14 protein-coding genes are annotated in these 14,204 nt (G+C 66.8%); 11 read left to right on the top strand and 3 right to left on the bottom strand.

Annotation, left to right across the window (positions count from 1 at the left end):
• Positions 1-143: 143 nt before the first annotated feature.
• The 3 genes from FOC67_RS03560 to FOC67_RS03550 are packed head-to-tail and all read left to right on the top strand — an operon-like array spanning position 144 to position 3,011.
• Entirely contained in the window at positions 144-1,259 is a 1,116-nt protein-coding gene (locus tag FOC67_RS03560; RefSeq protein WP_003110035.1) for a glycosyltransferase family 1 protein, read from the top strand.
• Positions 1,252-2,013, top strand: coding sequence for a DUF2334 domain-containing protein (locus FOC67_RS03555; protein ID WP_003093883.1), 762 nt, complete (start codon positions 1,252-1,254; stop codon positions 2,011-2,013). The genes FOC67_RS03560 and FOC67_RS03555 overlap by 8 nt, the downstream gene beginning before the upstream one ends.
• Positions 2,010-3,011 carry a lysylphosphatidylglycerol synthase transmembrane domain-containing protein gene (locus FOC67_RS03550; RefSeq protein ID WP_003093885.1) on the top strand — a complete coding sequence of 334 codons (1,002 nt, stop codon included), beginning with the start codon at positions 2,010-2,012 and terminating at the stop codon, positions 3,009-3,011. The genes FOC67_RS03555 and FOC67_RS03550 overlap by 4 nt, the downstream gene beginning before the upstream one ends.
• Here the strand turns inward: FOC67_RS03550 and FOC67_RS03545 are convergent.
• The gene (locus FOC67_RS03545; protein ID WP_003093886.1) at positions 2,986-3,198 is read right to left on the bottom strand and encodes a hypothetical protein; all 213 of its coding nucleotides are present in this window, start codon (positions 3,196-3,198) and stop codon (positions 2,986-2,988) included. The two genes, FOC67_RS03550 and FOC67_RS03545, sit on opposite strands and share 26 nt — an antisense overlap.
• Before the next feature lie 49 nt (positions 3,199-3,247).
• Entirely contained in the window at positions 3,248-4,099 is an 852-nt protein-coding gene (gene purU, locus FOC67_RS03540; RefSeq protein ID WP_009315969.1) for a formyltetrahydrofolate deformylase, read from the bottom strand.
• A 259-nt stretch (positions 4,100-4,358) separates the two neighbouring features.
• On the opposite strand from purU, the gene mvaT reads away from it, so the two are divergent.
• Positions 4,359-4,733, top strand: a complete 375-nt coding sequence (gene mvaT, locus FOC67_RS03535) for a histone-like nucleoid-structuring protein MvaT (RefSeq protein ID WP_003093888.1) — start codon at positions 4,359-4,361, stop codon at positions 4,731-4,733.
• Positions 4,734-4,817: 84 nt separating this feature from the next.
• On the opposite strand, the gene sbcB is transcribed toward mvaT, so the two are convergent.
• Positions 4,818-6,260: an exodeoxyribonuclease I gene (gene sbcB / locus FOC67_RS03530; RefSeq protein ID WP_003120852.1), complete on the bottom strand. Its 1,443-nt coding sequence runs from the start codon at positions 6,258-6,260 to the stop codon at positions 4,818-4,820.
• Positions 6,261-6,484: 224 nt separating this feature from the next.
• On the opposite strand from sbcB, the gene FOC67_RS03525 reads away from it, so the two are divergent.
• From FOC67_RS03525 to FOC67_RS03495, 7 genes are read left to right on the top strand one after another with little or no spacing between them, the layout of a single operon-like run.
• On the top strand, positions 6,485-7,222 hold the full coding sequence (locus FOC67_RS03525) for a hypothetical protein (RefSeq protein WP_003101171.1): 738 nt from the start codon (positions 6,485-6,487) through the stop codon (positions 7,220-7,222).
• A 37-nt stretch (positions 7,223-7,259) separates the two neighbouring features.
• Positions 7,260-8,057, top strand: a complete 798-nt coding sequence (locus FOC67_RS03520) for an RDD family protein (protein ID WP_024947524.1) — start codon at positions 7,260-7,262, stop codon at positions 8,055-8,057.
• Positions 8,054-9,034: a stage II sporulation protein M gene (locus FOC67_RS03515; protein WP_003134640.1), complete on the top strand. Its 981-nt coding sequence runs from the start codon at positions 8,054-8,056 to the stop codon at positions 9,032-9,034. The genes FOC67_RS03520 and FOC67_RS03515 overlap by 4 nt, the downstream gene beginning before the upstream one ends.
• Positions 9,021-10,592 (top strand): DUF4129 domain-containing protein, encoded by a 1,572-nt coding sequence (locus FOC67_RS03510; protein WP_009315967.1) that lies wholly within the window; start codon positions 9,021-9,023, stop codon positions 10,590-10,592. The genes FOC67_RS03515 and FOC67_RS03510 overlap by 14 nt, the downstream gene beginning before the upstream one ends.
• The gene (locus FOC67_RS03505; protein WP_009315966.1) at positions 10,589-11,872 is read left to right on the top strand and encodes a DUF4350 domain-containing protein; all 1,284 of its coding nucleotides are present in this window, start codon (positions 10,589-10,591) and stop codon (positions 11,870-11,872) included. The genes FOC67_RS03510 and FOC67_RS03505 overlap by 4 nt, the downstream gene beginning before the upstream one ends.
• Positions 11,869-12,876, top strand: coding sequence for a MoxR family ATPase (locus FOC67_RS03500; protein ID WP_003093896.1), 1,008 nt, complete (start codon positions 11,869-11,871; stop codon positions 12,874-12,876). The genes FOC67_RS03505 and FOC67_RS03500 overlap by 4 nt, the downstream gene beginning before the upstream one ends.
• Complete coding sequence (locus FOC67_RS03495; RefSeq protein ID WP_003110040.1) at positions 12,873-14,204, top strand: DUF58 domain-containing protein; 1,332 nt, start codon at positions 12,873-12,875, stop codon at positions 14,202-14,204. The genes FOC67_RS03500 and FOC67_RS03495 overlap by 4 nt, the downstream gene beginning before the upstream one ends.

Here is a 14,204-nt window from a genome sequence, read left to right as displayed (position 1 = left end):
CTGGCTGCCCCGAACGCGCCGGCTCGCGCTTTCTTTCCTAGACTTGAAGCTACCCATGGCTCCCGCACACCGTTCGAACGACTGCCGGCGCCGGTGGTCCACTGAGTGGCAGAAGGAACAAGCTCAACGGAGGAAGGCCCATCGTGCACATCGCCGATATGACCATGTTCTACGCGCCTGCCAGCGGGGGGGTACGCACCTATCTCGAAGCCAAGCATCGCCATCTCTGGCACTATCCCGGCATTCGCCACAGCGTGCTGGTTCCCGGCGCCGGCTATCGCCAGGCGAACGGCATCCACGAGGTGCCGGCGCCGCCGCTGCCATTCGGCAATGGCTACCGCTTCCCTCTCCGTCGCGGCCCCTGGCGCAAGGTGCTGCGCAATCTGCAACCGGACCTGATCGAGGTCGGCGACCCGTACCTCACCGCCTGGGCGGCGCTCGACGCGCGACGTCGGCTGGACGTGCCGGTGATCGGCTTCTACCACTCCGACCTGCCGCTGCTGGTGAGCAATCGCATGGGCGCCTGGCTCGGCACCAACGCGGACAACTACGTCAGCAAGCTGTACGGCCACTTCGACCGGGTCCTGGCCCCCAGCCGGGTGATGGCGGAAAAGCTGATGCGCCTGGGCGTCGCCGACGTGCATGTACAACCGCTGGGCGTCGACCTCGTCACCTTCCATCCGAGCAACCGAGATCCGGGGCTGCGCCAGGAACTCGGCCTGGACGAGGAAACCCGCCTGCTGGTGTTCGCCGGGCGCGGTTCGCGGGAAAAGAACCTGCCGGTACTGCTCGACGCCATCCAGCGCCTCGGCGACGGCTATCACCTGTTGCTGGTGGGTTCCAACATGCCGACCCGGGTACCGCGCAACACCAGCGTGGTCGACCATTTCTGCGACAGCCGCGAAGTCGCCCGCCTGCTGGCGAGCAGCGACGCGCTGCTGCACGCCGGCGACCAGGAGACCTTCGGCCTGGTCGCACTCGAAGCGATGGCCAGCGGCATTCCGGTGGTGGCGGTGCGCGCCGGGGCACTGGCGGAAATAGTCCCGGAGCGTTGCGGCGTGCTCTGCGCGCCGAACAACGGCGACGCCATGGCCTGCGCGGTGCGCGAACTGTTCAGCCACGACGTCGAGCTGCGCGGCCAGCGCGCCCGCCGTCACGTCGAGCGCCAGCATGCCTGGGACGCGGTGGTCGCCGGCCTGCTCCTGCACTACCACGCGGTACTCGGCGACAGCGAGGCGAGGTTCCCGCGCTATGGCTGAACGCAGCCTGCTGCTGGTGTTGCACGACGTGGCCCCGGAAACCTGGCCGGACTACCGGCCCTTCGTCGAGGCCGTGGACGCGCTCGGCCAGGTCCCCATGACCTGGCTGGTAGTGCCCGATTTCCACCATCGCAACCCGTTGGAAGCCGACGAAAAGTTCTGCGAACTGCTCTCGCGGCGGGTGGCCCGGGGTGACGAACTGGCTCTCCACGGCTTCTATCACTACGATGACGCCCCACCACCGCGTACTCCAGGGCAATACTTCATGCGTCGCATCTACACCTGGGAGGGAGAGTTCTATGCCCTCGACCACGCCGAGGCCAAGGCCCGCCTGGCCGCCGGCATCGAACTGTTCCGCCGCCGCGGATGGCCGCTGCACGGTTTCGTCGCGCCGGCCTGGCTGATGAGCGCCGGCACCCGCCAGGCGCTCGGCGAGAGCGGACTGCGCTACACCAGCGACCCGTCCAACCTGTATCGGCTTCCCCACCTGCAACCGATCGAGGCCCCCGGTCTGGTCTGGAGCGCGCGCAGTGCCTGGCGTCGCGGCCTCTCCTGGGCGCTCAGCGAGCAGCGCCGGCGGGCCTGGCGCGCAGCGCCGGTGATCCGCCTCGGACTCCATCCGGTCGACATGCGCCATCGCTTTTCCCGCGAATACTGGCTGCGTACCCTGCGCACCCTGCTGTCCGAGGGGCGCCAGCCGCTGACCAAGATCGACTGGCTGGAGCGCCGCCTCGCCCTGGACCACGCGGCATGAGTCGAGGCTGGTTACTGCTGTTCGGTTTGATCGGTGCCTCGCTGATTCCGCTGGTGCTCGGCGGCAGCGACATGTTCTCGCGCTTGCGCGCCTTCCCGCTGGACAGCCTGCTGCTGATGTTCGGCATGATCGTGGTCTGCTGGTTCATCAACGGCCTGCGCCTGCGGCTGCTGCTCGCTGGGCGCGCCGGCAAGCTCGGGCAGTTGCAGAGCGTCGGCATCATCATGGCCAGCGAATTCGCTTTCTGCGCCACTCCGGGCGGCAGCGGCGGGCCGTTGACCCTGATGGCGCTGCTGGCCCGGCGCGGCCTGCGCCCGGCACAGACCAGCGCGGTGTTCGCGGTCGACCAGTTGGCCGACCTGACGTTCTTCCTCTGCGCCCTCGGCGCGATCCTGATCTATGCCCTCAGCCATTCGCTGAGCCCGAACATGGAATCGAGCCTGATCTTCAGCGCGGTATTCCTGGTCGGCCTGTTCGTCGGCGCGGTAATGCTGATCCGCTACCTGCACCAGGTGATCCGCTTCAACGGGCGGGTTCTAGCGCGGCTCGGCGTGTCATCGCGCAAGCGCCTGCACTGGGGCCGCAAGATCCTGCATTTCCGCATTGCCCTGCACGACAGCCTGCGCCTGCCGAAACGACGCCTGCTGGCGGTCTTCCTTCTCAGCAGTACGCACTGGCTGCTGCGCTTCAGCGTGCTCGACCTGACCCTGCGCGGCCTGGGAGTGGACATCCAGTGGGCCTGGACCTTCCTGATCCAGATGGTCTCGCTCAGCGCCGGACAGCTCTCGCTGATCCCCGGCGGCGCCGGCGGCACCGAGTTGACCTCGGCGGCCCTGCTGGCCCCCATGATCGGCAAGTCGACGGCGGCGGCGGCCATCGTCATCTGGCGAGCGGTGACCTTCTATTTCTACCTCGTCGCCGGCGGCCCGGTGTTCGCCGTGCTCGCCGGACGCCCGCTGCTGAAGAAGCTGATCAGCAGTCGCGAGGCTTCTTCCTGAGCGCATCCTCGGCGTTAGCCTCGCCCGTCTCGCTGGCGCTCTCCTGGATACGCCGCCAGAGTTCGGCCGCGCCGGGAAACTCGGTTCCGTCCTCGTCGCCGAGGGCGTCGATGTCGTAACGGCTGGTGCAACCCTCGCCGAGGGTCGGTGGCGGGCTGGCGGTGCCCGCCGACCTGGGATCGCTCATGTTCGTTCCTCCGGGTGCCGGCCCCGGCCGGCATTCCAGGGGAGCCGGCTCAGTCGAACACCACCGTCTTGTTGCCGTGTACCAGTACGCGGTCTTCCAGGTGATAGCGCAGTCCGCGCGCGAGCACCAGCTTTTCCACGTCCTTGCCCAGCCGCACCATGTCTTCGACATTGTCGCGGTGAGTGACCCGCACCACGTCCTGCTCGATGATCGGACCGGCATCCAGTTCCTCGGTCACGTAATGGCTGGTCGCGCCGATCAGCTTGACCCCGCGCTTCGACGCCTGGTGATACGGCTTGGCGCCGATGAAGGACGGCAGGAAGCTGTGGTGGATGTTGATCACCTGGTGGGCGTACTTGCGGCACAGGTCCGGCGGCAGGATCTGCATGTAGCGAGCCAGGACGATGCAGTCGGCGCCATGTTCGTCGATCAGCCGGGAAACTTCATCGAAAGCCGGCTGCTTGTCCTGCGGATCGACGGGAACGTGGAAATACGGGATACCGTGCCACTCGACCATGCTGCGCAGGTCGTCGTGGTTGGCGATCACGCAGGGAATCTCGCACTCCAGTTCGCCGCTGTGCCAGCGGTGCAGCAGATCGGCCAGGCAATGGGACTCCTTGCTGGCCATCAGCACCACGCGCTTCTTCACCTCGGAATCGGTGATCCGCCATTCCATGGAGAATTCGCGGGCGATCGGGGCGAAAGCCTGGCGGAAGCCATCCAGGTCGAACGGCAGAGAGTCGGCACGGATCTCGTGGCGCATGAAGAACCAGCCGTTATCGTTGTCGGAATGATGGCTGGCTTCGGTGATCCAGCCATTGTAGGTGGCCAGGAAGTTACTCACCTTGGCAACGATCCCGACCCCGTCGGGACAGGCGATCACCAGCCGAAAAGTGCGCATGGGTATACTCCAGAAACATCGCGAAAGGCCGCCATTCTAGCGGCATGGCGGGAAAAGTTCAGCCTCGGCGAAGGCCTTTCGACAGGCTGTTGCGCGAGAGAATAAACCCGCACAACAGGGCAATCCCGATGCGGAATTAATTACTTTGAATTTCATCGAGAAAAGTTTTCATCGCGGTTTACTTACAGTTTCACCCTGACTATTATTGAATCTACTTACATGCCCGCCACCGCCACTCAGCACAGACAAGGTACCTGACATGTCCCTGATCAACGAATATCGCGCCACGGAAGAAGCCATCAAGGAACTTCAGGAGCGCCTGAAGTCCCTGGAACAAGACGACAAACTGAAAAAAGAACTGGAATTCGAAGAGAAGCTGCGCACGCTGATGGGCACTTACCAGAAGTCCCTGCGTGACGTGATTTCCCTGCTCGATCCGGACGCCAAGATCGGCAAGAGCACCCGCACCGCCAAGGCGCCTGCCGGCAAGCGCGCGCGCAAGGTCAAGCAGTACAAGAACCCGCACACCGGCGAAGTCATCGAGACCAAGGGCGGCAACCACAAGACTTTGAAAGAGTGGAAAGCCAAGTGGGGCCCCGAGGCCGTCGAGAGCTGGGCCACCCTGCTCGGCTAAACCAGTCAGTTCCACGAAGAACGCCAGCCCAGTGCTGGCGTTTTTCATTTCCGCCGTATCGTACCGACTCCTCTGCCTACGTCCTCAAGTCTCCAGCGAATAGCGTTGACGCAGTTCCGCGGCGTAATCGCGCCAGGCCGCAAGTACCGCCGGCAATGTGCCGCCCTGCTCTTGCCGACAAGCCTCCAGCGCCGCCTCGAAGGCCGGCAAAGTATTCGGTGCGCCGTATTCTTCATGGGACAAACGATTGCGGCAGAAGCTTTCCCATTGTTGGCGCTCGGCCACATTTAAAGTTTCCGGGAAATTTCGCGCACGATAGCGGAAGAACAACTCCTGCAAGCGGGCATCGTCGAAGGGCCATTGTTCTTTGGCCAATTGCTCCGGTTCGGCAAGGCGTAGCTGTTCACAAAGGCGTCGATCCCGATCGCCAATAAATCCGTCATACAACTGTTGCTCGGGGTCGTCGCTGGCGGAGAAACTTTCTTCGCCATATAGCGCTGTCAGTTTGTCCGCCCAGACGGTTTGATGCTGGCGCAACAACTCGGCTTTTCGCTGGCACTCCTCGAGTTCGATGCCGGTTCGCTGGCGATCCTCGGCGCGCAATACCGACAGCGGCGCCACCACCGGGCAACGGTTGACCTGGATCTGCTTCAGCGGCACCGGCAACTCGCCCTCGGCCAGTTCGTCGCGACGGGTATACAGGCGCCTGCGCAAGTCTTCGGCCGACAACTCCAGCAGCGGCGCGGGATCGGCGCAGAGGTCGCAGACGATCAGGGCATTGCGGTTGCGCGGGTGCCAGGCCAGCGGCAGGACCACCGAGAGGAAATGGCGCTCCGCGGAAAAGCGTCCGGAGACATGCACCAGCGGCTGCAGCAGGCGCACCTGGTCGAGCACCTTGTGCTTGCTGCGCAACTGGTAGAGGTAATCGTACAGGCGCGGCTGGCGCTGACGGATCAGGCGGGCCAGGGCAATGGTGGCGCGAACATCGGAAAGCGCGTCGTGGGCCTGGCCATGCTCCAGGCCGTTCGCGGCGGTGAGCATTTCCAGCTTCAGCGACAGCCGGCCGTCCAGCTGCGGCCACTGGATGCCCTCCGGGCGCAGGGCATAGGCGGTACGGACCATGTCGATCAGGTCCCAGCGGCTATTGCCGCCTTGCCACTCGCGGGCGTAGGGATCGAAGAAGTTGCGGTACAGGCTGTAGCGCGTCACTTCGTCGTCGAAGCGCAGGGAGTTGTAGCCGGCCACGCAGGTCGCCGGCTGCGCCAACTGGGCGTGTACCCGGGTCATGAAGTCGGCCTCGGACAGCCCCCGCTCGGCCAGCCGCTGGGGAGTGATGCCGGTGATCAGGCAAGCCATAGGGTGAGGCAGGATATCGTCGCTGGGACGGCAATACAGGTTCATCGGCTCGCCGATCTCGTTCAGCGCCTCGTCCGTGCGGATCCCGGCGATCTGCAACGGCCGGTCGCGGCGAGGGTCGATGCCGGTGGTTTCGTAGTCGTACCAAAAAATACTCGCGTTCACGGTCATTCCCTTTCTGGCGGCACCGGGCAGTCTACCAGTGACTGCCGCGAAGCTCGCGACCCACTTCGGGGATTTCCAGGTTTTCCAACGAACTCACGGAGAGCGCCGTAGGCACAGCCCGCCAGGGCGCGTCAGTGCGCATATCTGCCATCCGAACCTTGCGTTGTCCCCTCCGCCCTCGCTAGCATTCCGCTCGCACGGATGCCCGTTTCACTGACAAGGACAGCACCATGAACGACACCAGCAATCCCTACGCCACCCCCGCCAGCGCCCTGCAACCGACCCAGGCGGTGCCGCCGGTCATCGGCGACTACGACTTCCGCATCGGCGACGTGATCAGCGAAGCCTGGGCCAAGATCAAGGGCGTCAAAGGCATCCTGATCGGCGCCTTCGTGGTCTACAGCGTGGTGATCCAGACCATCACCTTCATCCTCACCCTGCTCTTCGGCGGTATCGGCCTGATGAGCGAGGCCGATCCCATCGCCTTCGCGGTCGGCCAGATGATCGCCAGCCTGGTCGCCACGGCGGTGGGCTACCCGTTCTTCACCGGCCTGACCATGATCGGCATCCGCCGCGCCGCCGACCAACCGGCGACCTTCAACGAAATGTTCAACTACTTCGGCATGCTGGTGCCGCTGCTGCTCACCGGCCTGCTGATGATGCTGATGGTCTACGTCGGCTTCTTCCTGCTGATAATCCCCGGCCTCTACCTGAGCGTCGCCTACATGCTCGCCCTGCCACTGGTGGCCGAGCGCGGCCTGACGCCCTGGCAGGCCCTGGAAACCTCGCGCAAGGCCATCAGCCGCCACTGGTTCAAGGTGTTCGGCCTGCTGCTGGTGCTGAGCCTGCTGATGCTGGTGAGCATGATCCCGCTGTTCATCGGCCTGATCTGGACCGGCCCGCTGTTCGTCGTTTCCATGGGTATTCTCTACCGCACCATCTTCGGCGTTCGCCCGCTGGGCAACTGAGGTGCAGACCGGGCCGTCGCGGCGGCCCGGTTGCCTGATGACGCCACGCTGGCTAGCATCTGACTTTCCCCGACACGGCCCCCCGATGCCACCGAACGCAGCCGCCCGCCTCGTCGCGCCCGCCCCCCGGCCAGGCGCCGAGGTCCTCGACACCCACTACCACGTGGAAACGCCGGAAGGCATCGACCTGCTCCTGCGTCCCGCCGGCGTCGTCCCCCGGGCCCTGGCCTATACCATCGACCTCTGCATCCGCGGCCTGATCATGCTGGTGCTGATGCTCGGCCTGGCGTTCCTCGGCAAGCTCGGCGCCGGCCTCGGCCTGCTGCTGACCTTCGTCATGACCTGGTGGTACATGGTCCTCTTCGAGGTGCTCAACCAGGGCCGCTCGCCCGGCAAGCAGATGATGGGACTGCGCGTCGTCCACGACGACGGCACTCCGGTGGGCTGGGCCTCGTCGCTGCTGCGCAACCTGCTGCGCTTCGCCGACATCCTGCCCTTCGGCTACGCCCTCGGTCTGCTCTGTTGCCTGAACCATCCGGCCTTCAAGCGCCTGGGCGACATCGCCGCCGGCACCCTGGTGGTCTACCGCGAACCCGAACTGAGCCGGCCCAGCCTGCCTGACGTCGAGCCGCAACTGCCGCCCTTCCCCATGAGCCTGGAAGAACAGCGCGCTTTCCTCGGCTTCGCCGAACGCGGCGCGGCGCTTTCCTCGGCACGCCGCGAGGAACTGGCGGGCATTCTCGCCGAACCGCTGGGCGTCGAGCCGGTACGCGCCCAGGCCGAGATCAACGGCATCGCCCGCGGCTTTCTCGGCCTGCGCCAGGAGAGCGCATGAAACAGAGCCTCTTCGAACAGCGCCACCAGGCCGCCTGGCAACGCTTCGACAAACGCCTCGCCTTCCTCGAGAAAGGCAAGAAGCTGGAAGGCTCCAGCGACGACTTCGCCGCCGATTACCGGCGCCTCTGCCAACAACTGGCGCTGGCCCAGGAGCGCGGCTACAGCAGTCACCTGATCGACCAGTTGCAGCAACTGGCGATGCGCGGCCACCAGCAGTTCTACCGGCACCGCAGCCAGCTCGGCAGCCGCATCCTCGGTTTCCTGCTCGCCGGCCTGCCGCGCCTGGTCCGCGAGGAATGGCGCAGCATCGCCGTGGCCAGCCTGCTGTTCTACGGCAGCGCCCTGCTCATGGGGCTGCTGGTCTATCACTTTCCCGACCTGATCTACAGCGTGGTCAGCCCGGACAAGGTCAGCGAGATGGAGTCTATGTACGCCCCGGAAACCACCCGCCTGGGTCCGTTGGGGGCACGCGACACCAGCGACGACTGGGAAATGTTCGGCTTCTACATCATGAACAACATCGGCATCGCCTTTCAGACCTTCGCCAGCGGCGTGCTGCTGGGACTCGGCAGCCTGTTCTTCCTGCTGTTCAATGGCCTGATGATCGGTTCGGTGGCCGGCCACCTGACGCAGATCGGCTACGTGCAGACCTTCTGGCCCTTCGTCATCGGCCACGGCGCGTTCGAACTGACCGCCATCACCTTCGCCGGCGCCGCCGGCCTCAAGCTCGGCTGGGCGCTGCTCGCGCCAGGTCGCCTGACCCGCGGCGAAGCCCTGCGGCTGGCCGCCCGGCGCAGCGTGCAACTGATCGCCGGGGTGATCGTGCTGTTGCTGCTGGCGGCCTTCACCGAGGCCTATTGGTCTTCCATCAGTCATTTCGAGCCGCGGGTGAAGTACGCGGTCGGCGCGGTCCTCTGGTTGCTGGTCGGCAGCTACTTCCTGTTCGCCGGACGGAGCCGCCATGCGCCTGACTGACGCCAGCGTGGCGATTCGACCGCGCAGCGCCTGGGAAGCGCTCGACCTCGGCATCCTCCTGGCGCATCGCCATGCGCGCCTGCTGATGGGCAGCTGGGCGTTGCTGAGCCTGCCGCTGTTCGCCGTGCTCAGCCTCCTGCTGTGGCAGCATCCGACCCTGGCGATCCTGATCTTCTGGTGGCTCAAGCCGGCCTTCGAACGACTGCCGCTGTACATTCTCTCGCACGCCCTGTTCGGCGATACGCCAACCCTGAAGCAGGCCCTGCGCGCCTATCCCGCCCTGCTGAGGAAACAGTTGCCGGCCAGCCTGCTGTGGCGCCGCTTCAGTCCGACGCGCAGCTTCGACCTGCCGGTCCTGCAACTGGAAGGGCTCGCCGGGGAGCCCCGCAGCCAGCGCCTGATCGTATTGTCCCAGCGCAACGCCGGCGGCGCGACCTGGCTGACCGTGGTCGGCGTGCACCTGGAAATGGCGCTCTGGGCCGGCTTCGCCATGCTTCTCTACCTGCTGATCCCGGCGCAGAACGAGATCGACTGGAACTGGCAGAGCCTGCTCGACCCGGAAGCCGGCGAGTGGCTCTGGCTGGAGCACCTCTCGAACCTGCTCTACGTCCTGGTGCTGGTAGTCTGGGAGCCGATCTACGTGGCCTGCGGCTTCACCCTCTACCTGAACCGGCGCACCGAACTGGAGGCCTGGGACATCGAGCTGGTGTTCCGCCGCCTGCGCCAGCGTCTGGTCGGCAGCGCCTATGTCCTGCTGCTCGGCCTGGCCGCTTCGCTGGCCTGGCTGCCCGCCCCTTCCGCCTACGCCGAGCCGGCGGCCGCCGCCAGCGCCGGCGACGCCGAGCTGCCGCCCGAGCAGGCCCGCCTGCTGCGGCAGAAACTCAACAGCGAACAGGCCGGCAAGCAGATCCGGGCGATCGTCGACGGCGCGCCGTTCAAGAACAGCGAGACCGTTACGGGCTGGCGCTTCGGCGACAAGACCGAGAAAAAGGACAGCCGCAAGGAGGACGAAGAGCGGCTCAAGGCATTCTTCGAGGCCCTGGCCAACTGGGTGCCGTTCCGTCACGCGGCGCAGGTCATCGAAGTGCTGCTCTGGGCGCTGCTGTTCAGCGCGGTGTTCCTGCTGGTCTGGCGCTACCGTGAATGGCTGCGCCTGTTCGTCGGTAACCTGGGCTTGCCGCAACGGGCCCGCCGCGAAGCGCCGACGGTGATGTTCGGCCTCGATCTCAGTCCGGAAAGCCTGCCCGACGACATCGCCGGCAACGCCGAACGGCTCTGGAACGAGAAACCACGGGAAGCCCTCGGCCTGCTCTACCGCGGGCTGCTCAGCCGACTGCTGCATGACTACCGCCTGCCGTTGAAGGGCTCCCATACCGAGGGCGAGGTCCTGCGCCTGGTCGAAGGACTGGAGCAACAACGGCCGCTGCTGCACTACAGCCAACTGCTGACCGCCCAATGGCAGGCGCTCGCCTACGGCCACCGGCTGCCGGCCGACGACGCTCGCCAGCGCCTCTGCGATGGCTGGCGCAGCCTTTTCGCCGCGGGAGCCAAGCCATGATGAGCCGGCGCGCGCGCTTCCTGTTGCTTGCCGTGCTCCTGCTGCTGGCCGGGCTGCTGGCGATCTTCCTGGCCAGCCGCCTGCAACCCTATACGGAGACGATCGACCTCGGCCCATCGCCGGAGGCCCGGCGCAATCCCTACCTGGCCGCCGAACTGTTCCTGCGCAAGCAGGGGGTCACGGTGAGCCGCGCCGACGGCCTTGAGGTCCTCAAGGAGCTGCCGCCCTCCGGGCATACCCTGCTCCTGCTCGGCAGCCGCTCCGGCATGACTCCCGGCCAGGCGCGCCGCCTGCTGCAATGGAGCGAGCAGGGCGGGCACCTGGTGCTGATCGCCGAACGCCTGTGGGACGAGGACGAGAAGAAGAGCGGCGACCTGCTGCTCGACAGCCTGGATATCCGCCAGTACCTCACCGAGGACTTCGACGACAGCCAGGACCGGGCCAGCGAGGAAACCGCCGACGCCGACGCCGACGCCGACGCCGACGAAGGTAGCGTCGACGACCATGCGACCGAAGCGCCGCCGGAGGAAGCCGCCGGCGAGGAAGAAGAGCCCGCCGACAGCGTGCCGGACTATTCCGCACTGACCCGCCTGTACCTGGAAAACGAGCGCTCGCCGGCCTACATCGGCTTCGATCCCGACTACCACCTCTACGATCCGCAGAACCACGCCTACGCCTGGGCCAACAGCGGCGACGCCACCCACCTGTTGCAGATGCAGCACGGCAAGGGCCTGGTCACGGTGCTCACCGACGCCTGGATCTGGCAGAACCGCAACATCGAGCAGTACGACAACGCCTGGCTGCTCTGGTACCTGACCCAGGACAACCAGGTGACCCTGCTCTACCGCGCCGAACGCGACAGCCTCGCCACCCTGCTCACCCGCCACTTCCCCGAGGCCCTGGCGGCAGCGCTGCTGCTGTTGCTCGCTGGCCTGTGGCGCGCAGGGCTGCGCCAGGGTCCCTTGCAGCCGGTGGCCAGCCGTTCGCGCCGGCAACTGGAGGAACACCTGCGCGCCGGCGCCGACTTCCTCCTCCGCCAGCGCGGCCACGTCGCCTTGCTGCACGGTCTGCAACGCGACATCCTGCGCAGGGCGCGGCGTCGCCACCCCGGTTTCGAACAGCTCGGCGTCGCCGAGCAATGGCAGATCCTCGGGCGCATGACCCGCCTGCCACCCAGCGCCATCAGCCAGGCCATGCGCCCATATCCGGCGCAGCGCCTTTCCGCTGCCGACTTCACCCGCCAGGTCGCCCACCTGCAAAGCCTCAGGAATGCCCTATGAGCGAACAGACGCCCGAACAACCGAGCACCGCGCCCAACCCGGCGCTCCAGCGCCAGCGCGCCAGCCAGCTGGCCCAGGCCCTGCGCAGCGAACTGCAGAAAGCCCTGATCGGCCAGGGCGCGGTGATCGACGATGTGCTCACCGCGTTGCTCGCCGGCGGCCACGTGTTGGTGGAAGGCGTGCCGGGGCTCGGCAAGACCCTGCTGGTACGCGCCCTGGCGCGCTGCTTCGACGGCGGCTTCGCGCGCATCCAGTTCACCCCCGACCTGATGCCCAGCGACGTCACCGGCCACGCCGTATACGACCTCGCCAGCGAGCAGTTCAAGCTGCGCAAGGGGCCGGTGTTCACCCACCTGCTGCTGGCGGACGAGATCAACCGCGCGCCGGCCAAGACCCAGGCCGCCCTGCTGGAAGTGATGCAGGAGCGCCAGGTCACCCTGGAAGGACGCGCCCTGCCGGTGCCGCAGCCGTTCATGGTGCTGGCGACGCAGAACCCGATCGAGCAGGAAGGCACCTATCCGCTGCCGGAAGCCGAACTCGACCGCTTCATGCTCAAGCTGCGCATCGATTACCCGGCCGAAGCCGAGGAACAGACCCTGGTGCGCCAGGTGACCCGCTCCGCGCGCAGCGACATGCTCGACGTGGCCAACCTGCGGCCGCTGCTGAAGGACAAAGACGTTCTCGCCCTGCAGCGGATCGCCAGCGACCTGCCGATCGACGACCAGGTCCTCGACTATGCCGTGCGCCTGGCCCGCACCACTCGCAACTGGCCGGGCCTGGCCCTCGGCGCCGGACCTCGCGCGTCGATCGCCCTGGTCCGTTGCGGCCGGGCGCGGGCGCTGCTGCGCGGCGGCGAGTTCGTGGTGCCGGACGACATCAAGGGCTGTGCCCTGGCGGTCCTGCGCCATCGGGTCCGGCTGTCTCCGGAGCTGGACATCGAGGGGCTGTCGGTGGACCAGGTCCTGCAACAGTTGCTCGACCAGGTACCGGCCCCCCGCGTATGAAGCCATCGCGCGCCCTGCTGGCGCTGTTCGCCGCGCTCCTGCTGCTGGCCATCGGCCTGGGCAGCCTGTCGGCGCTCGGCCAGCGGTTGCCTGCGCAACTGCATACATTCTGGTGGGCGGCGCTCGCCGCGCTGCTCCTGCTCGGCCTGCTGGACGCCCTGTGGGCGCGCCGCCAGGCGGTGCCGAAGCTGAGCCGCCAGCTCAGCGGCAACCTGCCGCTGGGGCGCTGGAGCGAAGTGCGCCTGCATCTGCAGCACACCTATCGGCGTCCGGTTCGCCTGACCCTGTTCGATCACCTGCCGGCCGGCATGGATTTCGAGTACCTGCCGCAGGAGGTCGAACTGCGCCCGGGCGAAAGCACCGAGGTCGGCTACCGGGTGCGGCCGCTCAACCGCGGTCACTTCGTGTTTCCCCGCTGCGAGCTGGAACTGCCCAGCCCGCTGCGCCTGTGGCGGCAGCGCCGCTACCTGGAAGCACGTGGCGAGACCCGCGTCTACCCGGACTTCGCCCGCCTCTACGGCGCCGAACTGATGGCGGTCGACCACTGGCTCAACCAGATCGGCGTACGCGGCGGCCAGCGCCGCGGCCTCGGCCTGGAGTTCCACCAGTTGCGCGAATTCCGCGACGGCGACACCCTGCGCCAGATCGACTGGAAGGCCACCGCTCGCAAACGCACGCCGATCGCCCGCGAATACCAGGACGAACGCGACCAGCAGATCCTCTTCCTGCTCGACTGCGGCCGCCGCATGCGTAGCCAGGACGGCGACCTGTCGCACTTCGACCATGCCCTCAACGCCAGCCTGCTGCTGGCCTACGTGGCCCTGCGCCAGGGCGATGCGGTGGGCGCCATGACCTTCGCCGGCGACGACCGCCGGCACCTCCCGCCGGGCAAGGGCAGCGCCCAGCTCGGCGCGCTGCTCAACACCGTCTACGACCTGCAGACCAGCCAGCGTCCCGCCGACTTCCCGGAAGCCGTGCAGGCGGTGCTGTCCCGCCAGCGGCGGCGGGCCCTGGTGATCCTGGTGACCAACCTGCGCGACGAGGACGACGAGGAACTGCTCGGCGCGGTGAAACGCCTGGGCCGCCAGCACCGGGTGCTGGTCGCCAGCCTGCGCGAGGAAGTGCTCGACACCCTGCGCCAGGAGCCGGTCGCCCGCTACGAGCAGGCGCTCGCCTACACCGGCACCATCGACTACCTGAATGCGCGCAACGGCCTCCACGAGAAGCTCGCGGCCCACGGCGTGCCAGTGCTCGATGCGCGTCCCAGCGAACTCGGGCCGGAGCTGATCAGCCGCTACCTGGGCTGGAAGCGCGCCGGCGTGCTTTGA

This window comes from Pseudomonas sp. FDAARGOS_761 (genome assembly GCF_013343155.1).
Lineage (GTDB): Bacteria > Pseudomonadota > Gammaproteobacteria > Pseudomonadales > Pseudomonadaceae > Pseudomonas > Pseudomonas aeruginosa.
This window is presented reverse-complemented; position numbering and strand designations above follow the sequence as displayed.

Bases quoted from the DNA above. Each gene is read 5' to 3' on its own strand.
- FOC67_RS03555 (WP_003093883.1), top strand. From the start codon at position 1,252: ATGGCTGAACGCAGCCTGCTGCTGGTGTTGCACGACGTGGCCCCGGAA.
- FOC67_RS03550 (WP_003093885.1), top strand. From the start codon at position 2,010: ATGAGTCGAGGCTGGTTACTGCTGTTCGGTTTGATCGGTGCCTCGCTG.
- FOC67_RS03545 (WP_003093886.1), bottom strand. From the start codon at position 3,198: ATGAGCGATCCCAGGTCGGCGGGCACCGCCAGCCCGCCACCGACCCTC.
- purU (WP_009315969.1), bottom strand. From the start codon at position 4,099: ATGCGCACTTTTCGGCTGGTGATCGCCTGTCCCGACGGGGTCGGGATC.
- mvaT (WP_003093888.1), top strand. From the start codon at position 4,359: ATGTCCCTGATCAACGAATATCGCGCCACGGAAGAAGCCATCAAGGAA.
- sbcB (WP_003120852.1), bottom strand. From the start codon at position 6,260: ATGACCGTGAACGCGAGTATTTTTTGGTACGACTACGAAACCACCGGC.
- FOC67_RS03525 (WP_003101171.1), top strand. From the start codon at position 6,485: ATGAACGACACCAGCAATCCCTACGCCACCCCCGCCAGCGCCCTGCAA.
- FOC67_RS03520 (WP_024947524.1), top strand. From the start codon at position 7,260: ATGACGCCACGCTGGCTAGCATCTGACTTTCCCCGACACGGCCCCCCG.
- FOC67_RS03515 (WP_003134640.1), top strand. From the start codon at position 8,054: ATGAAACAGAGCCTCTTCGAACAGCGCCACCAGGCCGCCTGGCAACGC.
- FOC67_RS03510 (WP_009315967.1), top strand. From the start codon at position 9,021: ATGCGCCTGACTGACGCCAGCGTGGCGATTCGACCGCGCAGCGCCTGG.
- FOC67_RS03505 (WP_009315966.1), top strand. From the start codon at position 10,589: ATGATGAGCCGGCGCGCGCGCTTCCTGTTGCTTGCCGTGCTCCTGCTG.
- FOC67_RS03500 (WP_003093896.1), top strand. From the start codon at position 11,869: ATGAGCGAACAGACGCCCGAACAACCGAGCACCGCGCCCAACCCGGCG.
- FOC67_RS03495 (WP_003110040.1), top strand. From the start codon at position 12,873: ATGAAGCCATCGCGCGCCCTGCTGGCGCTGTTCGCCGCGCTCCTGCTG.